This window comes from Brevundimonas aurantiaca, assembly GCF_014199955.1.
GTDB classification, from domain to species: Bacteria; Pseudomonadota; Alphaproteobacteria; order Caulobacterales; family Caulobacteraceae; genus Brevundimonas; species Brevundimonas aurantiaca.
Window position 1 is genome coordinate 322,495 of sequence record NZ_JACHOQ010000002.1, and the last position, 21,259, is coordinate 343,753.

General features: G+C 69.0%; 21 protein-coding genes. 14 read left to right on the forward strand and 7 right to left on the reverse strand.

What is annotated here, in order from left to right:
• Positions 1 to 50 precede the first annotated feature (50 nt).
• From GGQ93_RS05650 to GGQ93_RS05660, 3 genes are read right to left on the reverse strand one after another with little or no spacing between them, the layout of a single operon-like run.
• Positions 51 to 389: a hypothetical protein gene (locus tag GGQ93_RS05650; RefSeq protein ID WP_152950177.1), complete on the reverse strand. Its 339-nt coding sequence runs from the start codon at positions 387 to 389 to the stop codon at positions 51 to 53.
• A 40-nt stretch (positions 390 to 429) separates the two neighbouring features.
• The gene (locus GGQ93_RS05655) at positions 430 to 1,632 is read right to left on the reverse strand and encodes an exo-beta-N-acetylmuramidase NamZ family protein (RefSeq protein WP_183215646.1); all 1,203 of its coding nucleotides are present in this window, start codon (positions 1,630 to 1,632) and stop codon (positions 430 to 432) included.
• The gene (locus tag GGQ93_RS05660) at positions 1,629 to 2,135 is read right to left on the reverse strand and encodes a DOMON-like domain-containing protein (protein WP_183215648.1); all 507 of its coding nucleotides are present in this window, start codon (positions 2,133 to 2,135) and stop codon (positions 1,629 to 1,631) included. The genes GGQ93_RS05655 and GGQ93_RS05660 overlap by 4 nt, the downstream gene beginning before the upstream one ends.
• 199 nt (positions 2,136 to 2,334) lie before the next feature.
• Between GGQ93_RS05660 and tyrS the strand changes: the two genes are divergently transcribed.
• From tyrS to GGQ93_RS05680, 4 genes are all read left to right on the forward strand, one after another.
• Positions 2,335 to 3,588: a tyrosine--tRNA ligase gene (tyrS, locus tag GGQ93_RS05665; RefSeq protein WP_054765614.1), complete on the forward strand. Its 1,254-nt coding sequence runs from the start codon at positions 2,335 to 2,337 to the stop codon at positions 3,586 to 3,588.
• Positions 3,589 to 3,713: 125 nt separating this feature from the next.
• Complete coding sequence (locus GGQ93_RS05670) at positions 3,714 to 4,181, forward strand: peroxiredoxin (RefSeq protein ID WP_183215650.1); 468 nt, start codon at positions 3,714 to 3,716, stop codon at positions 4,179 to 4,181.
• A gap of 220 nt (positions 4,182 to 4,401) precedes the next feature.
• Positions 4,402 to 5,511 carry a peptidoglycan DD-metalloendopeptidase family protein gene (locus GGQ93_RS05675; RefSeq protein WP_260171168.1) on the forward strand — a complete coding sequence of 370 codons (1,110 nt, stop codon included), beginning with the start codon at positions 4,402 to 4,404 and terminating at the stop codon, positions 5,509 to 5,511.
• Positions 5,495 to 6,043: a bactofilin family protein gene (locus tag GGQ93_RS05680; protein ID WP_224762143.1), complete on the forward strand. Its 549-nt coding sequence runs from the start codon at positions 5,495 to 5,497 to the stop codon at positions 6,041 to 6,043. Before GGQ93_RS05675 ends, GGQ93_RS05680 begins: the two co-directional genes overlap by 17 nt.
• 53 nt (positions 6,044 to 6,096) lie before the next feature.
• Here GGQ93_RS05680 and prfB read toward each other — a convergent pair.
• A protein-coding gene (gene prfB, locus GGQ93_RS05685) for a peptide chain release factor 2 (RefSeq protein WP_152950166.1) occupies positions 6,097 to 7,219 on the reverse strand; the annotation gives its coding sequence in 2 pieces (ribosomal slippage) (positions 6,097 to 7,149 and positions 7,151 to 7,219; 1,122 coding nt in all).
• 120 nt (positions 7,220 to 7,339) lie between these two features.
• Positions 7,340 to 9,751 (reverse strand): penicillin-binding protein 1A, encoded by a 2,412-nt coding sequence (locus tag GGQ93_RS05690; protein ID WP_054765608.1) that lies wholly within the window; start codon positions 9,749 to 9,751, stop codon positions 7,340 to 7,342.
• Positions 9,752 to 9,887: 136 nt separating this feature from the next.
• Here GGQ93_RS05690 and GGQ93_RS05695 point away from each other — a divergent pair, with 136 nt between their 5' ends.
• From GGQ93_RS05695 to GGQ93_RS05725, 7 genes are all read left to right on the forward strand, one after another.
• Positions 9,888 to 10,316, forward strand: a complete 429-nt coding sequence (locus GGQ93_RS05695) for an organic hydroperoxide resistance protein (protein ID WP_152950162.1) — start codon at positions 9,888 to 9,890, stop codon at positions 10,314 to 10,316.
• A gap of 169 nt (positions 10,317 to 10,485) precedes the next feature.
• A complete protein-coding gene (gene cobS, locus GGQ93_RS05700) occupies positions 10,486 to 11,490 on the forward strand; it encodes a cobaltochelatase subunit CobS (protein ID WP_054765606.1) in 1,005 nt (334 codons plus the stop codon).
• Positions 11,491 to 11,555: 65 nt separating this feature from the next.
• Positions 11,556 to 13,328: a response regulator gene (locus GGQ93_RS05705; protein WP_224764454.1), complete on the forward strand. Its 1,773-nt coding sequence runs from the start codon at positions 11,556 to 11,558 to the stop codon at positions 13,326 to 13,328.
• Positions 13,329 to 13,392: 64 nt separating this feature from the next.
• Entirely contained in the window at positions 13,393 to 15,285 is a 1,893-nt protein-coding gene (gene mutL / locus GGQ93_RS05710) for a DNA mismatch repair endonuclease MutL (RefSeq protein ID WP_183215654.1), read from the forward strand.
• Between the two features lie 196 nt (positions 15,286 to 15,481).
• Positions 15,482 to 15,955: a low molecular weight protein-tyrosine-phosphatase gene (locus tag GGQ93_RS05715; protein ID WP_183215655.1), complete on the forward strand. Its 474-nt coding sequence runs from the start codon at positions 15,482 to 15,484 to the stop codon at positions 15,953 to 15,955.
• A gap of 152 nt (positions 15,956 to 16,107) precedes the next feature.
• Entirely contained in the window at positions 16,108 to 16,458 is a 351-nt protein-coding gene (locus tag GGQ93_RS05720) for an endonuclease domain-containing protein (RefSeq protein WP_183215657.1), read from the forward strand.
• 163 nt (positions 16,459 to 16,621) lie between these two features.
• Positions 16,622 to 17,074 (forward strand): hypothetical protein, encoded by a 453-nt coding sequence (locus GGQ93_RS05725; RefSeq protein WP_183215659.1) that lies wholly within the window; start codon positions 16,622 to 16,624, stop codon positions 17,072 to 17,074.
• Between the two features lie 72 nt (positions 17,075 to 17,146).
• Here the strand turns inward: GGQ93_RS05725 and rsmD are convergent, their stop codons facing one another.
• Together rsmD and GGQ93_RS05735 are read right to left on the reverse strand one after the other, a co-directional pair.
• Positions 17,147 to 17,719, reverse strand: coding sequence for a 16S rRNA (guanine(966)-N(2))-methyltransferase RsmD (gene rsmD, locus GGQ93_RS05730; protein WP_183215661.1), 573 nt, complete (start codon positions 17,717 to 17,719; stop codon positions 17,147 to 17,149).
• A gap of 3 nt (positions 17,720 to 17,722) precedes the next feature.
• Positions 17,723 to 19,159, reverse strand: a complete 1,437-nt coding sequence (locus GGQ93_RS05735; protein WP_183215663.1) for a pseudouridine synthase — start codon at positions 19,157 to 19,159, stop codon at positions 17,723 to 17,725.
• A 12-nt stretch (positions 19,160 to 19,171) separates the two neighbouring features.
• On the opposite strand from GGQ93_RS05735, the gene tadA reads away from it, so the two are divergent.
• From tadA to GGQ93_RS05750, 3 genes are read left to right on the forward strand one after another with little or no spacing between them, the layout of a single operon-like run.
• Entirely contained in the window at positions 19,172 to 19,630 is a 459-nt protein-coding gene (gene tadA, locus GGQ93_RS05740) for a tRNA adenosine(34) deaminase TadA (RefSeq protein WP_054766924.1), read from the forward strand.
• A gap of 39 nt (positions 19,631 to 19,669) precedes the next feature.
• The gene (locus GGQ93_RS05745) at positions 19,670 to 20,095 is read left to right on the forward strand and encodes an MliC family protein (protein WP_224761429.1); all 426 of its coding nucleotides are present in this window, start codon (positions 19,670 to 19,672) and stop codon (positions 20,093 to 20,095) included.
• Between the two features lie 40 nt (positions 20,096 to 20,135).
• Complete coding sequence (locus tag GGQ93_RS05750) at positions 20,136 to 21,182, forward strand: NAD(P)H-dependent flavin oxidoreductase (RefSeq protein ID WP_183215665.1); 1,047 nt, start codon at positions 20,136 to 20,138, stop codon at positions 21,180 to 21,182.
• Positions 21,183 to 21,259 lie beyond the last annotated feature (77 nt).

A 21,259-nucleotide genomic window follows, 5' to 3' on the forward strand; every position in this document is an offset into this window, starting at 1 on the left:
ACTTATTTGCAGATGCGTGATAGATTTTGGTTATACATCCTCGTGTCGGTTCAACTGGGCAGCGCGCCGCCGTCTATTGCGTCCTGAATACAGGTGCGGCGCTCAGCGGCGAAGAATTCGGCGTCTTCCAAGCGGCGTCGTTCCACCGCCGCCTGAACCGCAGCCAGCCTTTGATCCTTCAGCTGTGCTGGGTTCAGCTTTTCGATCCACCAGTCGCGAACAAACCAGCTGGGGCCGGCCACGCGACCGCCGTCCTTGGCAGCTTCGATGATCAGCAGCATCACGTGGGCGTAGCAGATTTCGGCGCGCTGCATGTCCGATGGATAGGAGGTCGCCGACGGCGCCGCCGCCTGCTGGAGCGCCATCGCGGCGATCAACGAAACCATCATGGCCTAACCCCCTCCAAACGTCCAAACCGCAGCCTTGAACCTAATACAGCAGGAACGCCCCCCGCGCCTCTTCCCACGCCGCCTCATCCGGCCGCGTCGCCGCCTCCAGATCCCCAGGCCCCGCCGCCGCGTCGTCCACCCATTCCCGCAAGCCGGGCCCGCCGTTGATCACGTCGATGGGCAGTTTCCCGAACGCATATTCATAAGGAAAATCCCGCCACAGATCGTAGTCGGGATACAGCCGCCGGATCGCCTTGAACCCCAGGGCCTGCACCCGCCACGGCTTGAAGGCGGCGTGGTCGTAGCCGGGGTGATCGACATGGATCTGCACCCCGCTGCACAGTTTCCCGACGTGCTTGTGGAAGGTCGGCTCGAACCACATGTCGCGCAGCACGCAACCGCCCAGCCATACCGGCGCCAGAGCCTGCATCTCGGCGATCACCGCCCGCGCATCAATGTCCGGCGCCCCGAACAGCTCCAGCGGCCGGGTCGTGCCCCGGCCTTCCGACAGGGTCGCCCCCTCCAGCATCACCGTCCCTGCGTAGCAGCGGGCCATGCTCAGGTTCGGCGCATTGGGGCTGGGGTTGACCCAGGCCCGCTCGCCCAGCGGCCAGCCGAAGCCCGGCCCCGCCTCGGGGGCCCAGCCCTGCATCTCCACGACGCGGTAGTCCACATCCAGCCTGAACCGGTCGATGAACCACAGGCCCAGTTCGCCCATCGTCATGCCGTGCCGCATCGGCATCGGCCCGGCCCCGACGAAACTCTCCCAGCCGGGCTTCAGCGTCATCCCCTCGACCGGCCGCCCCGCCGGATTGGGCCGGTCCAGCACCCAGACCGACTTGCCGTGTTTCGCCGCCGCCTCCAGCACATACAGAAGCGTGGTCACATAGGTGTAGATGCGACAGCCCAGGTCCTGCAGGTCGATCAGGACGACGTCGAACGTCTCCATCCATTCGTCCTTGGGCCGCCGCACCTCGCCGTACAGGCTGAAGACGGGGAAGCCGTGCACCGGATCGCGATAATCCGGGCTCTCCATCATATTGTCCTGCAGATCGCCCTTCATCCCGTGCTGCGGCCCGAAGGCGGCGGTCAGCTCGATCTCGGGACAGGCGGCCAGGGCGTCCACCACATGACCCAGGTCCTTCGTCACCGAGGCCGGGTGCGCCAGCAAGGCCACGCGCCGCCCCTTCAGCTGCCCCCTCAGGGCGTCGTCGGACAGCAGGCGGTCGAGACCGAAATTCATGGCAGTTCCAGCGCGAACGAGTCGGGATGATGAAAGTCCGGCTTATCCGATGGATGCGCCAGGGCCCAATAGGCGATCGCCCCGTCCAGACCCTCGACCACTGCCGTCAGCCCGACCGGCCCCGTCGCATCCTCGGGCAGCTCCACATCGACCGTCAGAACGAACCGCCCCTGGGCCATGCGCGTGACGATGAAGGGCGCCGCGATCTCCAGCCCCCGCATCCCCTCGCGATAGCCGTCGAACCGATAGGCCGCCCAGGCCCCCGACGGCGACAGATTATATTCGACATAGCCGCCCTCCGTCCGCACGAAGGCCTCGAAACAGGTCGTCCGCCACAGCCCGTCCGTCCGCGCCCGCGCCGTCGCCTCGGGCCACCGCACCCTCTCGACCGGCCCGGCCAACAGATACTCCAGGCTCAACACCCGCCCCGCCCGCCGCGCCTCGACCTCCAGCGTCAGCCCGGCGGGGGAACAGGTCGGGTGCGGGATCAGGGGCAGACGCATCCCGTCTTCGTAGCGCAGGCTTGACGCCGGTCAACGCTGCGCCTTATCCAGAACCCATGTTCGCCGCCCGCGCCATCACCGGCCTGTATTACCGCCCGCTGTAAGCGAGCGGCCCGCGAACACGCGCCGCCTTCGCTGGCGACGCGCGCTTCGGAAATGGAAGACGACCGCCGGCATCCCTGCTAACGGAGCCTCCGCCATGACCGACCAAGCTTTCAAATCCGACTTCCTCCGCACCCTTCAGGCGCGCGGCTACGTCCATCAGATCACCCATCCGACCGAGCTGGACGAGGCGGCCGCCTCGGGCGTGGTTGCCGGCTACATCGGCTTCGACGCCACCGCTCCGTCCCTGCACGTGGGCAGCCTGATCCAGATCATGATGCTGCGCCGGCTCCAGCAGGCGGGCGGCAAGCCCATCGTCCTGATGGGCGGCGGCACCACCAAGGTCGGCGACCCGACCGGCAAGGATGCGTCGCGCCCCCAGCTGACCCAAGAGACCATCCAGTCGAACATCGACTCCATCAAGACGGTCTTCGCCAAATTCCTGACCTTCGGCGACGGCCCGACCGATGCGGTCATGGTCAATAACGACGACTGGCTGTCGACCTACGGCTACATCCAGTTCCTGCGCGACTTCGGGACCCATTTCACCGTCAACCGGATGCTGAGCTTCGACTCGGTCAAGCTGCGGCTCGAGCGCGAGCAGCCGATGACCTTCCTCGAGTTCAACTACATGCTGATGCAGTCGGTGGACTTCCTGGAGCTGAACCGCAGCCTGAAGGTCACGCTGCAGATGGGCGGGTCGGACCAGTGGGGCAACATCACCTCGGGCGTGGATCTGGTGCGCCGGGTGGACCAGAAGGCCGCCTTCGGCCTGACCACCCCGCTTCTGACCACGGCCTCGGGCGGCAAGATGGGCAAGACCGCCCAGGGCGCCGTCTGGCTGAACGCCGAACAGCTGAGCCCCTACGACTACTGGCAGTTCTGGCGTAACGCCGAGGACGCCGACGTCGGCCGCTTCATGCGCCTGTTCACGGACCTCAGCCTGGAGCAGATCGCCGAATACGAAGCCCTGGAGGGCGCGGCCATCAACGAGGCCAAGAAGGCCCTCGCCGACGCCGCCACCACCCTGCTGCACGGGGCCGAAGCCGCCGCCACCGCCCGCGCCGCCGCCGAAAGCGCCTTCGAGAAGGGCCAGCTTTCCGCCGACCTGCCGACCGTCGAACTTCCGGCCGCCGAGATCTACGGCGCCATGATCGCCGCCGTCGTGACCAAGGCCGGCCTGACCGCCTCCAACGGCGAGGCGCGCCGCCTGGCCCAGGGCGGGGGCTTGCGCCTCAACGACGTCGCCGTCTCCGACGGCGCCCAGCTGCTGACCGAGGCCGATCTGAAGGACGGCGTGATCAAGCTGGCGGCCGGCAAGAAGAAGATCGTCCTGGTGAGGCCCGTTTAATCTCCGTCACCCTCGGGCTTGACCCGAGGGCCGGACCATCCGCCGCTTGTGCGAACAAGCGCCGCACTCCGAGCACCACATCCGATCCTCGGGTCAGGCCCGAGGATGACGGAAGGAGACAGCCCATGTCCACCGATGAACGCCAGCCCGCCCCCGCTCTCGACCTGCCGACCGACAACGGCGGCCGGATCTCCCTCGCCGCCCTGAGGGGCAAGCCCGCCGTCGTCTACTTCTATCCCAAGGACGACACGACCGGCTGCACCCGCGAGGCCCAGGACTTCACCGCCCTGTCCGCCGACTTCGCCGCCTTGGGCTGCCCGGTCATCGGCGTGTCCAGGGACACGGTGAAGAAGCACGACAAGTTCAAGGCCAAGTACGACCTCGCCGTCGTCCTGGCCTCCGACGAGGACGGCGCCGCCTGCGAGGCCTGGGGCGTCTGGGTCCAGAAGAAGCTCTACGGCCGCGAATATATGGGCATCGAACGCGCCACCTTCCTGATCGACGCCCAGGGTCGGATCGCCCGCGCCTGGCGCAATGTGAAGGTCGCCGACCACGCCGCCGAGGTTCTCGCGGCGGCCCACGCCTTGGGCTGAGAACGCCGAATCGCCTTCAAGGGGAATCCCGTCCAAGCGGGTTCTCGCATTCCGGGATTCTCAAGGCACTTTTGCGTGAAAATGCCCAAAAACGCCTGAAATGATAGTTAACAACAGGTGAACCATCTTGCCGCTGTCATAAAGGCGGCGGATAAACCCCACCTCGACGTGGGGGCGTTGCTTTATGGACCTGGAAGAGAAAGCGCCGAAACGCTCCTTCATGGATCGTTTTTTGCCCGTCCGTTACGTCTATCTCCGCAGCCATGACGAGGTTCGGGCCTACGCCCTCACCGCCCGGCGTCAGATCCTGCTCGGCCTGGCGGCATCGGCCTTCTTGGTCTGGTCTCTGGTCGCCTCGGGCGCCTTCCTCTTCGACATCGTGACCCGGCGCCACGCCGACTCCGAGGTCATCCGCGCGCGCGCCGCGTCCGAACGGCTGAACGCCGACCTTCAGGCGCGGCTGGAAAGCGCGGTCGTGCGCATGTCCGCCACCAACGGCGCCCTGGACCAGACGGCCGCCATGATCGAACGCCGGCACGCCGCCCTGACCCAGGTCATGACCGGGCTGAACGGGGTGGACGGCGCGGTCCAGGCCCTGGCGCCCAAGCCCCTGCGCCCCGACATGCCGCCGATCCAGCGCATTCTGGCGGTACGGCTGGACCAGGAACGGCTGCTGGATCGAGCGGAGACCTTCGCCCAGACTCGCGCCGAACGGCTCCGGCTGGCCTTCCGTCTCGCGGGCCTCAATCCCGCCGCCTATGTCGCCGCCGCCGAACCGCTGGGCGGCCCCCTGGTGGAGGCGCGCGATCCCCGGGCCCTGGCCGCCATTCTGGACGTCGACGAACCCTTCGCCGTCCGCATCCGCCACGCGGCGACCAATCTGAACGAAATGCGGACCCTGTCGGAGGCCGCCGAAGAGCTGCCGTTCAAACGACCGACCCAGGCCCGCACCACCTCCGGCTTCGGCGTCCGCTTCGACCCCTTCAACGGCCGTCCCGCCATCCACCAGGGCCAGGATTTCGCCGCCCCGCTGAACACCCCCATCTACGCCACGGCGCCCGGCGTCGTTTCCTTCGCCGGCGTTCGTTCAGGGTATGGCAATACGGTCGAGATAGACCACGGGCGCGGCTTCAAGACACGCTACGCCCATCTGAACGCCCTGGCCGTCCAGCCGGGGCAGTCGGTCGCGCTCGGCCAGAGGATCGGCGCCATGGGCACCACCGGCCGATCGACCGGCGTCCACCTCCATTACGAAGTCTGGCTGAACGGCCGGCCGCAGAACCCCGCACGCTTCCTCAGAGCAGGAGATCAACTTGTTCAACAAAATTAGCAAACCCGCGACCCCGACGCCGTCGTCGCCTCGTCCTGCGGCCCCGGCCATTCCGCCGCTGCCGGACATGCCGGCCGCCCCGCGCCCCGGCGCGGCCCCGGCCGCCACGACGCCAGGCCGCGGCCTGTCCACCCTGTCCTCCGACCTGGCCTTTGAAGGCAATATCACCGGCGCGGGCGATCTGCAGATCGATGGACAGATCAAGGGCGACGTCCGCGTCGGCCGCCTGATCGTCGGCGAGACCGGCGCGGTCGAGGGCAATGTCCAGGCCGACTATATCGAAGTGCGCGGCCGCATCGTCGGCGGCGTCCAGGGCAAGCAGATCAAACTGGTCGCCACAGCCTATGTGGAAGGCGACATCACCGCCGAACAGCTGTCGATCGACGTCGGCGCCTTCTTCCAGGGCCGCGTCGCCCAGGGCCAGCGTCAGGCCCCCGCCCCCGCGCCGGTCGCCCCCGTCGCGCTCCAGCCGACGCCCGCCCCGGCGAGCGAGGCCAAGGCTGACGTCGTGGCCCTGAAGCCGAACGCCTGATCCGCGTCGCGGCCTGATCGCCGGATTTCAGCGATCAGGCCGCGCCCTCGCCGTCAATCGGCGACCGAGCCCCGCGTCTGGCCGACCCGCGCCGCCAAGGCCGCCCCCATGAAGGCGTCAAGGTCACCGTCCAGCACCCCTTGCGTATCCGAGGTCTCGACCTCGGTCCGCAGGTCCTTCACCATTTGATACGGCTGCAGCACATAGGATCGGATCTGGTGCCCCCAGCCGATGTCCGTCTTGGCGTCGTTCAGGGCCTGGGCCGCCGCCTCGCGCTTCTGCAGTTCCAGCTCATACAGACGCGCCCGCAGCATCTTCCACGCCTGTTCGCGGTTCTGGTGCTGCGACCGGCCGGTCTGGCAGGACACGACCGTATTGGTCGGAATGTGCGTCAGACGCACGGCCGAATCCGTCTTGTTGATGTGCTGACCGCCGGCGCCCGAGGCGCGATAGGTGTCGGTGCGCACGTCGGACGGATTGATGTCGATCTCGATCGTGTCGTCGACGACTGGCGAGACGCCGATCGAGGCGAACGAGGTGTGCCGCTTGGCCGCCGCATCATAGGGGCTGATCCGCACGAGGCGATGGACGCCGGATTCCGACTTCAGCCAGCCATAGGCGTTGGGGCCGCTGATCAGAACGGTGGCCGACTTGACCCCCGCCTGTTCGCCGTCCTCCTGAGCCTCGACCGTGACTTCATAGCCGTGAGCCTTGGCCCAGCGGCTGTACATCCGCAGCAGCATGCCCGCCCAGTCGTTGGATTCTGTGCCGCCGGCGCCGGAGTTGACTTCCAGATAGGCGTCGTTTCCGTCGGCCTCGCCGGACAGCAGGGCCTCCAGCTCGGCCCGCGCCGCCCGTTCCTTGATGCCGCGCAACAGGGCGCGCGCCTCTTCCAGAGCGGCCTCGTCGCCTTCTTCATCGGCCATATCGGCCAGCATGACCCCGTCTTCCAGGTCCTGCTCCATCGCCTTGACGGCGTTGATCTGGCCTTCCAGGCGCGAACGGTCGCGGCTGACGGCCTGGGCCTCTTCCGGCCGGTCCCACAGGGTCGGGTCCTCGACCCGTGCGTTCAGCTCATCGAGCTTTCTGACGGCGACGTCCCAGTCAAAGACGCCTCCTGAGCAGAGCGACGCTCTGCTCGATGTCGGCCTTCATGGCCTCGACATCCGGTCTCATCGCAATCTCCAGCGACACTAGGCCCTCAAGCAGCGCGGCCCGCAGGTCGCGCGATAGGGCGAAAAGAATGAAGAACGGCGCGCCACGAGGACGCGCCGTTCGGAAGGCCTACCTAGAGCCTCAGTACAGTCCGCTCAAGTCCTCGGCCGGCGCCTTCTTCGGCGGCGGCGGGGCGGCGGCGGGCGGCGGGGCGTTGGCGCCGGCGGCCGCCGCCTCCTGTTCGCGACGGATCACGTCATAATAGTTCTGGGGTCCGACCGGCTGGCTCGGGGCCTGGACCGGGGCCGGCGCCTGGCGTTCAGTGCCGGGGCGGAAGGCTTCCTCGATCCCATTCACCGTGCGGAAAACGGCGTTCTTGGGCCGCACGAATGGCCGGGCCGGCCGCTCCTTCAGCGCCGTCTGCATGAATTCGGTAAAGACCGGCACGGCGGCCGAGGCGCCGGCCTCGCCGGACCCCAGCGACCGGTTGTCGTCAAAACCGATGAAGACCCCGACCACTATGTCGGTGGTGAAGCCGACGAACCAGGCCGAACGGTATTCATTGGTCGTGCCGGTCTTGCCGGCGACCCAGCGACCCAGGCCGCGCGCGCTGGCGGCCGTGCCCCGCTGGACCACGCCTTCCAGCATCGAACTCATCTGATAGGCGGTGATCGGATCGATCACCTGGGTTCCGCGCGGCTGAAGACGCGGCGATTCCTGACCGGAGAAGCCCCGCCCGCATTCGCGGCAGTTGCGGGCGTCCGCGCGGAAGATGGTCTGGCCGTCCCGGTCCTGAACATAGTCGATCAGATAGGGGGTCACGCGCCGTCCGCCGTTGGCGAAGGCCGAATAGGCCGCCGTGATCTCCAGCGGCGTCACCTCGCCCGCGCCCAGGGACACCGACAGGTTTGGCGTCAGTCCGGGGATCCCCATCCGGTCCGCCTGATCGACGATCTTCTTCATGCCGACCGACTGGGCCAGGCGCACCGTCATGACGTTGCGCGACAGCTCCAGCCCGCGCCGCAGCGTCTGGGGCCCGTAATATTCCCGGCTGTAGTTCTCAGGCGTCCAGCGCTGGCCGTTGGGGCCGCCGGCGAAGCTGATCGGGGCGTCCAGCACGATGGAGGCGGGGGTGAAATCCCCCTCCAGCGCCGTCGCATAGACGAAGGGCTTGAAGGCCGACCCCGGCTGTCGCTTGGCCTGGGTCGCCCGGTTGAAGCTGGACAGGGCGAAGGAATAGCCGCCCACCATGGCCAGGACCCGGCCCGACTGGGGCTCGATCGCCACCAGGGCGCCGTTGACGCGCGGCACCTGTTTCAGGGCGAACTGGCCGTTCTTCTTCTCGACGAAGATCAGCTCGCCGCGCCGCAGCTGCCGATTGGCGTTGGCCCAGGCGGCGTCGGCGGCGATCAGGGTTCCGCTCTCGTCGTCCTTGGCCGTGCGGATGCGAACCGTGTTTCCGCTGACGCTCTCGATGGCGGCGGCCTGCCAGCTGCGGCGTTCGGGCGGCGCCTGTTCCTTCAGGGCGGCGGCCTGCCAGCCCTCGGCGAAGTCGGTCGAGCCCCACCCTCCGCGCCAGCCGTGGCGACGGTCATAGTTCTCCAGACCCTGCATCAGCGCCTGGCGCGCGGCCGTCTGCAAGGTCGGGTCCAGGGTGGTGCGCATATAGAAGCCGCCGGCGCGCAACTGGGCGCCGAAATCGGGATTGGCCGCCGCCTGACGCCGCGCCTCCTCCACAAAGAAGTCCGCGTCCTTATATTCCGACCGCTGCGGCGCGTCGCGCGTGACCAGGGGCCGGGCGCGCGCCTCGGCCAGCTGAGCCTGGGTCAACCAGCCGCTCTGCTCCATCTCGCCCAGCACCCAATCCCGCCGGCCCTTGGCCGCGCCCGGATGACGTTTGGGGTGATAGTTGTTCGGCCCCTTGGGCAGGGAGGCCAGAAAGGCCGCCTCGTCCGGCGTCAGCTGGTTCAGCGACTTGCCGAAATAGTTGTAGGCGGCCGAGGCGATGCCGAACGACCGGTAGCCCAGGAAGATCTCGTTCAGATACAGGCCGAGGATCTGCTCCTTGGACAGGGTCGCCTCCAGACGATTGGCCAGGATGGCTTCCTTCAGCTTGCGGTTCAGGCTCGATTCATTGGTCAGCAGGACGTTCTTGGCCACCTGCTGGGTGATGGTCGAGCCGCCTTCCAGCCGGCGCCCCTGCGCCAGGTTGAAGACGTTCTTCAGCGACGCCCGGCCTATGCCGCCCACATCGATGCCGCCGTGCTGGAAGAAGTTGCGGTCCTCGGCGGCCAGGAAGGCCTGCACCACCGTCGCCGGAATCTGGTCGTAGGAGACGTAGATTCGCCGCTCGTCCGAAAACTCCCCGATCAGGGTGCCGTCGCCCGCATAGACTCGCGTCGCCGTCGGCGGACGGTAGTCCGCCAGTTCCGAGGCGTCGGGCAGGTCGTGGAACAGCCAGGCCGCATAGACGGCCACCGCCACCCCCGCCAGGGCGATGCCGCCCAGCAGGACCATGCCCGCCCATACGAACCAGCGTTCGGCAATCTTCACGGCCTACTCCGACGACACGCCCCGAATTGGTGCTTTAGCCCGCGTCGGCCCCGAAAGGCTAGGGTGCGGATGCAACGCCCCCTTTCCCTGCCTCGTTCAGCCCCCATCTGAAGCCTTCCCAACACAGGAGACCGCCATGGAAGTTCTGTACCGCGCCCAGGCCACCGCCTCGGGCGGCGGCCGCGAAGACGGCCGCTCGACCACCGACGACGGCAAGATCGACGTCAAACTCTCTACGCCGAAGGAAATGGGCGGAAAGGGCGGCGACGGGACCAATCCCGAACAGCTGTTCGCCACCGGCTATGCGGCCTGTTACCTGGGGGCGCTTCGTCTGGTCAGCGGCAAGGCGGGCACGCCCGTCGGCCCCGACACCAAGATCACCGCCGGCGTCGGCTTCGGCAAGAACACCCGGGGCGAAGGCTTCAACCTGGACGTCGATCTGACCGTCACCGACCACGGCCTGGACCAGGCTGTGATCGAAGACCTGATCGAAAAGGCCCACCAGGTCTGCCCCTATTCCAACGCCACGCGCGGCAATGTGGACGTCCGCCTGGCGGCCAAGTAAGACCTCCGCTCATCCCCGCGAATGCGGGGATCCAGTGCCTTGGGCGATGATCGCCGCCGTCTGCAAAAGCGCATCGCCCAACGCACTGCCGAGCAAAAGAACGGGATCCCCGCTTTCGCGGGGATGAGCGGGGTTTAAGTGATCCCGAACGTGCGCTAATCGCACAGGCATGACCTCCCCGCTCGACGCCTCCCCCGATCCGCTGATCACCCTGGAACCGACCCGCCGCGTGACCCTGCGCGAGGCCTTCGGGATCGACAGCGACATGACCGTGCCCGCCTTCGCCGAGCGCGACAGCCATGTGCCCGAGATCGACGAGGCCTATCGCTTCGACCCTCAGACCACGATCGCCATCTGCGCCGGCTTCGCCTTCGACCGCCGCGTCATGGTCCAGGGCTATCACGGCACCGGCAAGTCGACCCATATCGAACAGGTTGCGGCCCGCCTGAACTGGCCCCTGGTCCGCATCAATCTGGACAGCCACGTCAGCCGCATCGACCTGGTCGGCAAGGACGCCATCGTCCTGAAGGACGGCAAGCAGATCACCGAGTTCCGCGAGGGCATACTGCCCTGGTCGCTGCAACGCCCCGTCGCCCTGGTCTTCGACGAATATGACGCCGGCCGTCCCGACGTCATGTTCGTGATCCAGCGCGTGCTGGAGGCGCAAGGCCGCCTGACGCTCTTGGACCAGAACCGCGTCATCCGCCCGAACAAATATTTCCGCCTGTTCGCCACGACCAACACCATCGGTCTGGGCGACACCACGGGCCTGTATCACGGCGCGCAACAGATCAATCAGGCCCAGCTGGACCGCTGGAACATCGTCACCACGCTGAACTACCTCGACCACGACGTCGAGGCCGAGATCGTCGCCGCCAAGGTCCCCGAATGGTCGGACGCGGAAGGGCGCCGCCGCATCGCCGCCATGGTCCGCGTCGCCGACATGACCAGGAACGCCTTCATGAACGGCGACATCTCCACCGTCATGTCGCCCCGCACCGTCATCACCTGGGCCCAGAACGCCCTGATCTTCGGCGGCGACGTGGCGCTCAGCTTCCGCCTGACCTTCCTGAACAAGTGCGACGAACTGGAACGCCCCACGATCGCGGAATTCTACCAGCGGGCGTTCGGGGAAGACCTGCCCGAGGCGGCGACGCGGGTGAAGGTGGGGTAGGGCCGGATTGAGGGCTCATTAAGGTCCTCCCCTTATGGCGAAGCTCGTAAGAGGGGCGCCGCCGCGTGATCCAGAAAGCCGACTATATCCGGGCCTATGCCGACCGGTATCGCGACATGTTCGCGGTCCGGCTGACGACCATCGTCGCCGTCATTCTGGTGGCCGCCTGGGTGCTGGACTGGGGCTGGGCGGCGAACTTCGGCCTGATCCAGCTGGGCCTCTATGTCCTTTTGTGGCGGACGGTGGAGATCGCCCGCACCCGGCCCGAGGCGCCGGGCGCCGGGCGGCGGTTCCGTCTTCGGACCGAATGGATCACCCTGGGCCTGGCCTCGCACAACGCCGTCTACATCCTGGCCGCCTGGTGGGTTCGGCCCGATACGATCGACTATCTGCGGCTGCTGCTGGCGGGCAATCTGATGGTGGGCGCCCTTCAGGTCCACATCAGCCGGCGCAGCTTCCTGGCGGCCGTGGCGCCGCCGTCGATCGCGGCCATGATCATCGCCGCCAACCAGCCCCAGGCCACGCCGACGCTGAAGTTCGCCGTCGCCCTGTTCGTCCTGGGCATCATCGCCGCCGCCTGGCGTCAGTGGCGCGGCGACCGCGAGACGGTGGAGCTGATGGTGGCCCTGACCGAACGCAGCCGCCAGCTTCAGGCCGCCCTGGGCCAGGCCGAGACCGACCGGGCCGCCGCCGAACGGGCCAACAAGGCCAAGTCCCGCTTCCTGGCCATGATCAGCCATGAGGTCCGCACCCCCCTGAACGTCATCCTGGGCCTGACCGAGGTGTTGCGCGGCCGGCGCCGGCCCAAGGCCGAGGCGGTCGTGATCGACGACATGGCCGAGGCGGGCGGCATGCTGCTGCGGCTGCTGAACGGGGCGCTGGACATCTCCAAGATCGAATCGGGTCATTCCGATCTCCAGATCGCCCCCGTCGACGTCGCCGCCCGGATCGAGGCCATCGCCCGGGTCTGGCGCACCCGCGTCGCCGAACTGGGCCTGACGCTGGAGGTCGTTCTGGACGGCGACCTTGCCGATTTCGCGGTCCTGACGGATCAGGCGCGGGTCGAACAGGTGCTGATCAACTATCTGTCCAACGCCCTGAAACTGACCCCGGCGGGAACCATCCGCCTGGTCGCCCAGGCCCGGCCCCAGGCGGACGGCCGGATCGCCCTGAGCCTGGAGGTCCACGACCAGGGCCCCGGCGTGCCCGAGGATCAGCGCGAGCGCATCTTCCAGCCGTTCGAACAGCTGGCCGCCGGGCGGGCCGCAGGCGGGGCGGGTCTGGGCCTGGCCCTGTGCCGCGCCGCAGCCGAGGGGCTGGGCGGAAGCGTCGGCGTGCGTCCGGCCGAGGGCGCGGGCGCCGTCTTCTGGTTCCGTTTCACCGCCCCGCGCGCCCCCGTCGAGACGGACGCGGAGGCCGCTCCGACCGCACCGACGCCCGACGCGCCCCCAGCCCTGCGCGTCCTGGCGGCCGAGGACCATCCGGCCAATCGCAAGCTGCTGGCCCTCTTGTTCCAGTCGTTCGGCCTGGACCTCGCCCTGGTCGAGAACGGGCGCAACGCGGTGGACGCCCTGCGCGCCGACCGGTTCGACCTTGTGCTGATGGACGCCATGATGCCGGTGATGGACGGGGTCGAGGCGGTCAGGCTGATCCGCGCCGAGGAGGCCGTCGAGGGCCGCCCCCGCACCCCGATTCACATGCTGACGGCCAATGTGTTCGAGGACGACGTGGCCCGCTATCGGGCCGCCGGGGCCGACGGCGTCCTGGGCAAGCCGATCCAGATCGGCGCGCTTCAGGCCCTGCTGGAACAGACGGCCGCCTCCGCCGTCCCCGCCTGACGGAAACGGTCCGGCCCTGACCGGCGTGGCGCGAATCCCTTCGCCCCCCTATCTTGGCGGGCACATGCCCATTCGCCGCCTCTCCCCCGAAACCGTCAACCGCATCGCCGCCGGCGAGGTGGTCGAGCGCCCGGCCAGCGCCATCAAGGAACTGGTCGAGAACGCCCTGGACGCCGGGAGCCGCAATATCGAGATCCAGGCCGACGGCGGCGGCCTGTCGCGCATACTGATCGCCGACGACGGCAAGGGCATCCCCAAGGACGAACTGCCGCTCGCCGTCGAACGCCACGCCACCTCCAAGCTGGAGCCCGACGACGCCGGCGACGTGGACCTGTTGCGCATCCACACCCTGGGCTTCCGGGGCGAGGCCCTGCCCTCCATCGGCTCGGTCGCCCGCCTGTCGATCACCACCCGAGCGAGGTCCGAGTCTGGCGAGGCGACCGAGGCCTGGGTCATTCAGGTCGAGGGCGGCGCGACCCGCCCCCTGGCCCCCGCCCCCTTCCCCGGCCCGCACGGCGCGCGGGTCGAGGTGCGCGACCTCTTCTACGCCACCCCCGCCCGGCTCAAATTCATGAAGTCCGAGCGGGCCGAGGCCATGGCCATTTCGGAAGAGATCAAACGCCAGGCCATGGCGCACGAGGCCGTCGCCTTCACCCTGTCGCTGGACGGCAAGGTCGCCCTTCGCCTGCCCGCCGAACATCCGGGCGACGAGGGCCGCCTGCGCCGCCTGGCCGCCCTCCTGGGCCGCGACTTCGAGGCCAACGCCCTGTTGATCGACCAGGAGCGGGACGGGGTGCGTCTGTCGGGCTATGCGGGCCTGCCCACCTATTCGCGCGGCAATGCGGCGCATCAGTATCTGTTCGTCAACGGCCGCCCGGTGAAGGACCGGCTGCTGCAAGGGGCCCTGCGCGGCGCCTATGCCGATTTTCTGGCGCGCGACCGGCACCCGGCCGCCGCCCTCTTCATCGACATCGACCCCCTGTACGTGGACGTCAACGTCCACCCCGCCAAGGCCGAGGTCCGGTTCCGCGATCCGGCCCTGGTGCGCGGCCTGATCGTCGGCGCCCTGAGGCACGCGCTCCACGCCGCCGGCCACCGGGCGAGCACGACCGTGGCGGCGGATGCCCTGAGCGGGTTCAGGCCGCACACGGGCGTGACGCAGAGTGGCGAGTGGCGAGTGGCGAGTGGCGAGGGCTGGTCCGGGTGGACAGGCTGGTCCCAGCCCGCCGCCGCGGCGCAAGTCCTGCCTGGCCTCCACGAACGCAGCGCCCGCGTCGAACCCGGCTGGGACGGCGCCTCATACGGCGAACTCGCCACTCGCCACTCGCCACTCGCCACTGCCCCCCAGCCACTCGCCACTCCCCCTTCCGACATCGACCTGCCCCTGGGCGCCGCCCGGGCTCAGCTGCATGCCAACTATATCGTGGCCCAGACCCGCGACGGCCTGGTCATCGTCGATCAGCACGCCGCCCACGAGCGGCTGGTCTATGAGCGGATGAAGGCCCAGATGGCCGAGGGGGCCGTGACCCGCCAGGCCCTCTTGACGCCCGAGGTGGTCGAGCTTGACCCGGCCGAGGCCGAGCGCGTCGCCGCCCGCGCCGAGGAGCTGGCCGAGATGGGCCTGATCGTCGAGGCATTCGGCGCTGGCGCCGTCCTGGTGCGCGAAACCCCGGCCCTGCTGGGCGACACCGACGTGCAAGGGCTGATCCGCGACATCGCCGACGACCTGGCCGAACACGGCGCCGCTCTTACGCTGAAGGAGCGGATGGCCGAGGTCTGCGGCACCATGGCCTGCCACGGCAGCGTCCGCTCCGGCCGCATCCTCACCGCCCCCGAAATGAACGCCCTGCTCCGCCAGATGGAGGCCACCCCGCATTCGGGCCAGTGCAACCACGGGCGCCCGACCTATGTGGAGCTGAAGCTGCACGATCTGGAGAAGCTGTTCGGGAGACGGTGAGCCTCACCGGCGCCCACCCGCCGCTCCTTACTCAACCGTCATCCTCGGGCTTGTCCCGAGGATCCATACGCCCGGTCTCAACGCCGTCGCACCCAGCGGACACACCGGGAGTCTGGATCCTCGCCACAAGGGCGAGGATGACGAGTGGGGGAACGGCGGCCTAACCTGACGCAACCCCATCCGCTAAGATCCCCCCATGCCCTCCATCCTCTTCGTCTGCCTCGGCAACATCTGTCGCTCCCCCCTCGCCGAGGCCGCCCTTCGCGCCGAGGCTGAGCGCCTGCGTCTCGACCTGATCGTCGACTCCGCCGGCACGGGGAACTGGCATGTCGGCCATCCGCCCGATCCGCGCGCCCAGGCCGTGGCGCGCAAATATGGGATCGACATCTCCGGTTATCAGGGCCGGCAGGTGAAGCCGGCGGACTTCCGCCGCTTCACCCACCTCATCGCCCTGGACCACGACAACCTGGCGAACCTGCGCCGGATCGCGCCCAGGGACGACGAAGGGGGCGCCGTCGCCGAACTCAGTCTTCTGCTCGACCATGTCCCCGGCCGCGAGGGCCAGGCCGTGACCGATCCCTATTTCGGCGACGACGCCGGGTTCGAGGTCACCTGGGCCGAGGTGACGGCGGGGGCGCGGGGGCTGATCCAGAGGCTGGGCCGCGCCTGACACGCCCCCTCCGTCGGCTGCGCCGACACCTCCCCCAGAGGGGGAGGATTTCGGTCGTCGTCACTGTCGCATTCCTCCCCCCTTGGGGGAGGGGGACCGCGAAGCGGTGGAGGGGGCTTGCCGCGCACCGGGTCTCTACGCACATTCCCCTTATGGATGCGCCAAACAAAACCCAGGCTCGTGCGCGCGAACTCCGCCGTAACCTGACCCTGCCCGAAGTCTTGCTGTGGCAGGCGCTGCGAAAACGGGGGCTGTGCGGGGCGCGGTTCCGGCGTCAGCATCCGATCGGCCCCTATATCCTCGACTTCTACTGCGACGCGGCCCGGCTGGCGGTCGAGATCGACGGCTCCAGCCATGACACGCCCGATCAGGCCAGGCATGATGCTCGCCGAACCGACTGGCTGAACCGGAGGGGCGTCGCCGTGCTGCGTATACCGGCGCGCGATGTGCTGACGGACCTGGCTGGGGTGCTGGAGGAGATCGGGCTGCGGCTCAAAGCCTAGCCTGACCCCCTCCGTCGGCTGCGCCGACACCTCCCCCAGAGGGGGAGGATTTCGGTCATCACGGTCGCATTCCTCCCCCTTGGGGGAGGTGTCGGCGAAAGCCGACGGAGGGGGGCTCGCTCCACGTCCGACTCTGACGTACCGTCGTTTTACGGATACGGCCATGACCCAGCCCTATCGCATCCGTGAATCCCGCATCTGGGCCCAGGCCCGCGCCGACTATCTGTCGGGTCTCACCGCCGAGGCCGTGTGCCGGCGTCATGACCTGGGTCTGTCGGCCTTTCGCCGCCGCGCCCGCAAATACGGCTGGCGGCGCAGCGATCAGGTCGAGCCGCCGCCCGGCGAGATCGACCTGTCCCTGTATGAGGACATCGACCTGGACGAGCTGGCGCGCACCGCCCGCCTGCGGTTCATCGAGGCGGTGGAGGGCGGGCGCGCGTCGGACGCCCGGCGCTGGCGCGCCCTGGCCGACGACCTGACCCGCGAGGCCCGCGCCTTCGACGCCGACTTCTTCAGGGGCATGAGCCACGAAGAGGTGGCCGCCTCGCTCGAAGGGATGCGGCGCGAGATCGACGAGGAGGACGAGGCCCTGCTGGGACCGCCGCCCGAGGACTGACCGTCCTGCGACTCCCTCGCAAAAATCTGCACGAAAGTGCACTAAAAGAATTCGGAGTGCACTTTCGCCCCGTCAGGCGGCGGGGGCGACCTTCAGGAACAGCACCCGCGCCGCCCCGTAGTCCCGCGCGTCCAGCCGGTCATAGCCGGGGGTGTCGATGTCCGGCTCGTCCGAGCCGCGTTCGAACACCACCAGGGCGCCGGGCTTCAGCCAGTTCCCCTCCAGCAGCCGCACAAGGGTCTGCTCGCCCAGACCCTTGCCGTAGGGCGGGTCCAGGAAGGCCAGGTCGAAGGCTTCGCCGTCCGATCCGGGACGGACGCCCAGGTCGGTCGCGCTGCGTCGATGCACCCGGGTGCGGCCCATCAGCCCGTAGGCGTCGGCGTTCTCGCGAATCGCGCCCCTGGCCCCGTCGTCGGTCTCGACGAACAGGCAGAAGCCCGCCCCCCGGCTGATCGCCTCAAAGCCCAGGGCGCCCGATCCGGCGTACAGGTCGATGACCCGCAGGCCGTTCAGGCTCTCGCTCCAGGCGGCGTGCTCCAGCACGTTGAACAGGGCCTGGCGCGCCCGGTCCGAGGTCGGGCGCGTGCCCTGCCCCTCCGGCGCGACGATGGCCCGGCCCTTTAGGCTTCCGGCGACGATCCGCATGGATCAGCCGCGCGGCGTGCGGGGCTTGCCGGGCTGCCCGCCGGGCTTGCGCCCGCTGGTCCCCGACGGTCCCGCCGGCTTGCCGCCGCCGCGAGGCCCGCCGCTGCGAGCCCCCTCGCTGCGGCCTGCGGGCTTCCTGCGGTCGTCGATGAACTGGTCGTCGCGGGGTTTGAACACCCGCTTGGGCCGATCGCCGTCGGCGCGGGCGGGACGCTCGCCCTCAGGCGCGGTGCGTTCGCGGGGCTTGAAGCTCTTTGAGTGTTCGAACCTGGGCTTGGCCTTGGCCCAGCCCGCCTTCTTGGGCGCCCGCTCGCGGCGTTCGATCGCATCCGCCTGGGCCGTTTCGGCGGCGCGGACCCGGCTGGGCTTCCTCGACGGGTCCGACAGGGCCGAGCCCGACTTGCCCTTGACGATGGGCGTGGCGATCCGACGGCCGGGGATGGGCGCCGGGGTCTCGACCGTATTGCCGGTCGGCAGGTTCTCGGGACGGATATGGTCAGCCAGCAGCTCGCGGATCACGCGCGGCCCCACCTCCTCCACCGCCCCGACCGGCAGGACGTCCAGCCGGAAGGGGCCGTAGGCGAGACGAATCAGCCGGTTGACCGTCAGGCCGACCGATTCCAGCACCTTCCTGACCTCGCGGTTCTTGCCCTCGGTGATGGAGACCGAGATCCACAGATTGGCCGGCGCCTTGCCGTCCTCGGACTTGGACTCCTTGGCCTTGTCCAGGGTGGCCTCGATGGGCCCATAGGAGACGCCGTCCACGACGACGCCGTCCTTCAGCCTGTCGAGCTGTTCCTGGGTGATCTTGCCGCGCGCCCGCGCCCGGTACTGGCGCACCAGGGCGGTCGAGGGCAGTTCCAGCGCCCGGCTCAGCTCCCCGTCGTTGGTCAGCAGCAGCAGGCCTTCGGTGGCGAGGTCCAGCCGCCCGACCGAGATCACGCGCGGCAGACCGGCCGGCAGGGCGTCGAACACCGTGGGCCTGCCCGCCGGATCCTTGTGGCTGGTCAAGAGGCCGGCCGGCTTGTGATAGCGCCAGACGCGCGTCGCCTGGGCCCCGCCGATCGGCTTGCCGTCCACGGTGATCACGTCGTCGCGGGTCACCAGGGTGGCGGGCGTGTCCAGGATGCGGCCGTTGACCGCCACCTTGCCCAGGCCGATCAGCCGCTCGACCTCGCGGCGCGAGGCGATGCCCGCCCGCGCCATCGCCTTGGCGATTCGCTCGCTGCGGACCGGGGCGGCCTCGGCCTTGGCCGGTTTGGCGCCCGCGCGGGGGCGGTCGTCGCCCGGCTTGCCCGCAAAGGCCTTGCGCGGCTTGTCGCCGAAGGGGGTCTTCCCGTCGCCGCTCTTGCGGGGACCGGAGGATTTGAAGGGCCCAGGCGACCGTCCGTCTTGACGGGCGCGGGGCTTCTTGTCGTTGTCGTTCGTATGGCGGACCATGATGAGCGGTTCATGCGCATGGCGCTGGACCAAGCGCAAGCGGCGGCGGACGCAGGAGAGGTGCCTGTGGGCGCAATTCTTGTCGATCCCGCCTCAAACGCGGTGATTTCCACCGGCGCCAACGGCCCGATCTGCGCGCACGACCCTACGGCCCATGCCGAGATCGTGGCCATGCGACGCGCGGCGACGGCGCTGCAGAACTACCGCCTCACCGGCCTGACCCTCTATGTGACGCTTGAGCCCTGCGCCATGTGCGCCGGCGCCATCAGCCACGCCCGCATCGGCCGCGTGGTCTGGGCGGCCGATGATCCCAAGGGCGGCGCCGTGCTCCACGGCCCCCGTCTGTTCGAGCAACCCACTTGCCACTGGCGTCCGGCGACGGAGTGGGGTCTGTTGGCCGAGGAGGCGTCCAGCCTGCTCAAGTCCTTCTTCCGTCAACGGAGAGGAACGGCCGCAGGCGGCGGACGTTAGACCGCCGCCCCAAGCGGCGCTGTTGTGAGGAGTATCGCCTTGTCCAAGCCGGTTCTGCGGCCGTCCTTCGCTCTCGGCGGCCTCGCCGCCGTCCTCCTTCTGACGGCCTGCGGCCCTGACCCCGACAAGGCTCCCACCACCGGCGACGAGGTCAAGGAACGCGCCATCGAGGCCCAGACCGCCCGCAAACGCACCGGCGCCGAGGTCCAGGACCGCGTCCTGAACCGGGTCGTCCATACGGTGTATCTGTGCGACAACGGCGAGCGGCTGTCGGTCGACTTCGACAATCCGCGCGAGATGGCCACGGTCCGCAACTCCTCGGGCGAGGCGGTGGATCTTTATCAGGAACGCGCCGCCGACGGCATCTGGTACCGCGCCTCCAACGTCGAACTGCGCGGCAAGGGGGTGCTGGCCACCTGGTCCGTCGAAGGCCGACAGCCGACCGAATGCCGGGCCGTCGACTGACCCCATTGCCGAAGCCGACCCGGCTCCCTAGCTGCGGTCCATGTCCCTGATCGAACAGCTTGGCCTGACCGCGCCGATCGTCCAGGCGCCCATGGCGGGCGTCTCGACCCCGGCCATGGCTGCGGCCGTTTCAAAGGCCGGGGCGCTGGGCTCCATCGCCGTCGGCGCGACCGACGCGGCGGGGGCCGGCCGGATGATCGCCGAGACCCGCGCCCTGACCGACCGCCCCTTCAACGTCAATCTGTTCGTCCACGCCGCGCCCCGCCGCGACGAAGGTGCAGAGGCCGCCTGGCTTCAGGCCCTGACGCCGTCGTTCGCCGCCTTCGGCGCCGCGCCCCCCGCCCTGCTGAACGCCCCCTACCGCAGCTTCGCCGACGACGACGCCATGCTGGCCCGCTTGGTCGCCGACGCCCCCGCCGTGGTCAGCTTCCACTTCGGCCTGCCGGATGGAGAGCGTATCCGGGCGCTGAAACAGGCCGGCTGCCTGCTCTTGGCCACGGCGACCAATCTCGATGAAGCCCTGGCTTGCAAGGCGGCGGGCGTCGACGCCGTGGTGGCGCAAGGATGGGAGGCCGGCGGCCATCGCGGGATGTTCGATCCCGACGCCGACGACGACCGGTTGGGCATGGCCGCCCTGACCCGGCTGCTGGTCCTCCGTTCCGGCCTGCCGGTCGTCGCCGCCGGCGGGATCATGGACGGCCGGGGCGTTCACGCCGCCCTGAACCTGGGCGCCGTCGCGGCCCAGTTGGGCACCGCCTTCATCGCCTGCGACGAAAGCGCCGCCGACGCCGCCTATCGCGCGGCCCTGTTCAGCGACGCGGCGCGCCATACCGTCATGACCTGCGCCGTATCGGGCCGACCCGCCCGCTGCCTGCGCAATCGTTTCACCGAACTAGGGGCGCAGACGACGGCCGCCGTCCCTGACTATCCCGTCGCCTATGACGCCGGAAAGGCCCTGAACGCCGCCGCCAAGGCCGCCGGCGAATACGGCTTCGGCGCCCAATGGGCCGGCCAGGGCGCGCCCCTGGCCCGCAGCCTTCCCGCCGCCGACCTGATTGCGGCACTGGCGGCGGAGATGGTCGCCTAGAGCATGATCGTTTCGGACGGAACCGCTTCGCGGTTCCGACAGAAGCGTGAATCATGCTCTCGCTTTAATCTGGAGCC

What these genes read in the sequence shown, in the direction of transcription:
- GGQ93_RS05735 (WP_183215663.1), bottom strand. Translation starts at nt 19,159, where the DNA reads ATGGTCCGCCATACGAACGACAACGACAAGAAGCCCCGCGCCCGTCAA.
- GGQ93_RS05715 (WP_183215655.1), top strand. Translation starts at nt 15,482, where the DNA reads ATGCCCTCCATCCTCTTCGTCTGCCTCGGCAACATCTGTCGCTCCCCC.
- GGQ93_RS05655 (WP_183215646.1), bottom strand. Translation starts at nt 1,632, where the DNA reads ATGAATTTCGGTCTCGACCGCCTGCTGTCCGACGACGCCCTGAGGGGG.
- GGQ93_RS05675 (WP_260171168.1), top strand. Translation starts at nt 4,402, where the DNA reads ATGGATCGTTTTTTGCCCGTCCGTTACGTCTATCTCCGCAGCCATGAC.
- tadA (WP_054766924.1), top strand. Translation starts at nt 19,172, where the DNA reads ATGCGCATGGCGCTGGACCAAGCGCAAGCGGCGGCGGACGCAGGAGAG.
- GGQ93_RS05750 (WP_183215665.1), top strand. Translation starts at nt 20,136, where the DNA reads ATGTCCCTGATCGAACAGCTTGGCCTGACCGCGCCGATCGTCCAGGCG.
- GGQ93_RS05650 (WP_152950177.1), bottom strand. Translation starts at nt 389, where the DNA reads ATGATGGTTTCGTTGATCGCCGCGATGGCGCTCCAGCAGGCGGCGGCG.
- cobS (WP_054765606.1), top strand. Translation starts at nt 10,486, where the DNA reads ATGACCTCCCCGCTCGACGCCTCCCCCGATCCGCTGATCACCCTGGAA.
- GGQ93_RS05725 (WP_183215659.1), top strand. Translation starts at nt 16,622, where the DNA reads ATGACCCAGCCCTATCGCATCCGTGAATCCCGCATCTGGGCCCAGGCC.
- GGQ93_RS05670 (WP_183215650.1), top strand. Translation starts at nt 3,714, where the DNA reads ATGTCCACCGATGAACGCCAGCCCGCCCCCGCTCTCGACCTGCCGACC.
- rsmD (WP_183215661.1), bottom strand. Translation starts at nt 17,719, where the DNA reads ATGCGGATCGTCGCCGGAAGCCTAAAGGGCCGGGCCATCGTCGCGCCG.
- tyrS (WP_054765614.1), top strand. Translation starts at nt 2,335, where the DNA reads ATGACCGACCAAGCTTTCAAATCCGACTTCCTCCGCACCCTTCAGGCG.
- GGQ93_RS05660 (WP_183215648.1), bottom strand. Translation starts at nt 2,135, where the DNA reads ATGCGTCTGCCCCTGATCCCGCACCCGACCTGTTCCCCCGCCGGGCTG.
- mutL (WP_183215654.1), top strand. Translation starts at nt 13,393, where the DNA reads ATGCCCATTCGCCGCCTCTCCCCCGAAACCGTCAACCGCATCGCCGCC.
- GGQ93_RS05720 (WP_183215657.1), top strand. Translation starts at nt 16,108, where the DNA reads ATGGATGCGCCAAACAAAACCCAGGCTCGTGCGCGCGAACTCCGCCGT.
- GGQ93_RS05695 (WP_152950162.1), top strand. Translation starts at nt 9,888, where the DNA reads ATGGAAGTTCTGTACCGCGCCCAGGCCACCGCCTCGGGCGGCGGCCGC.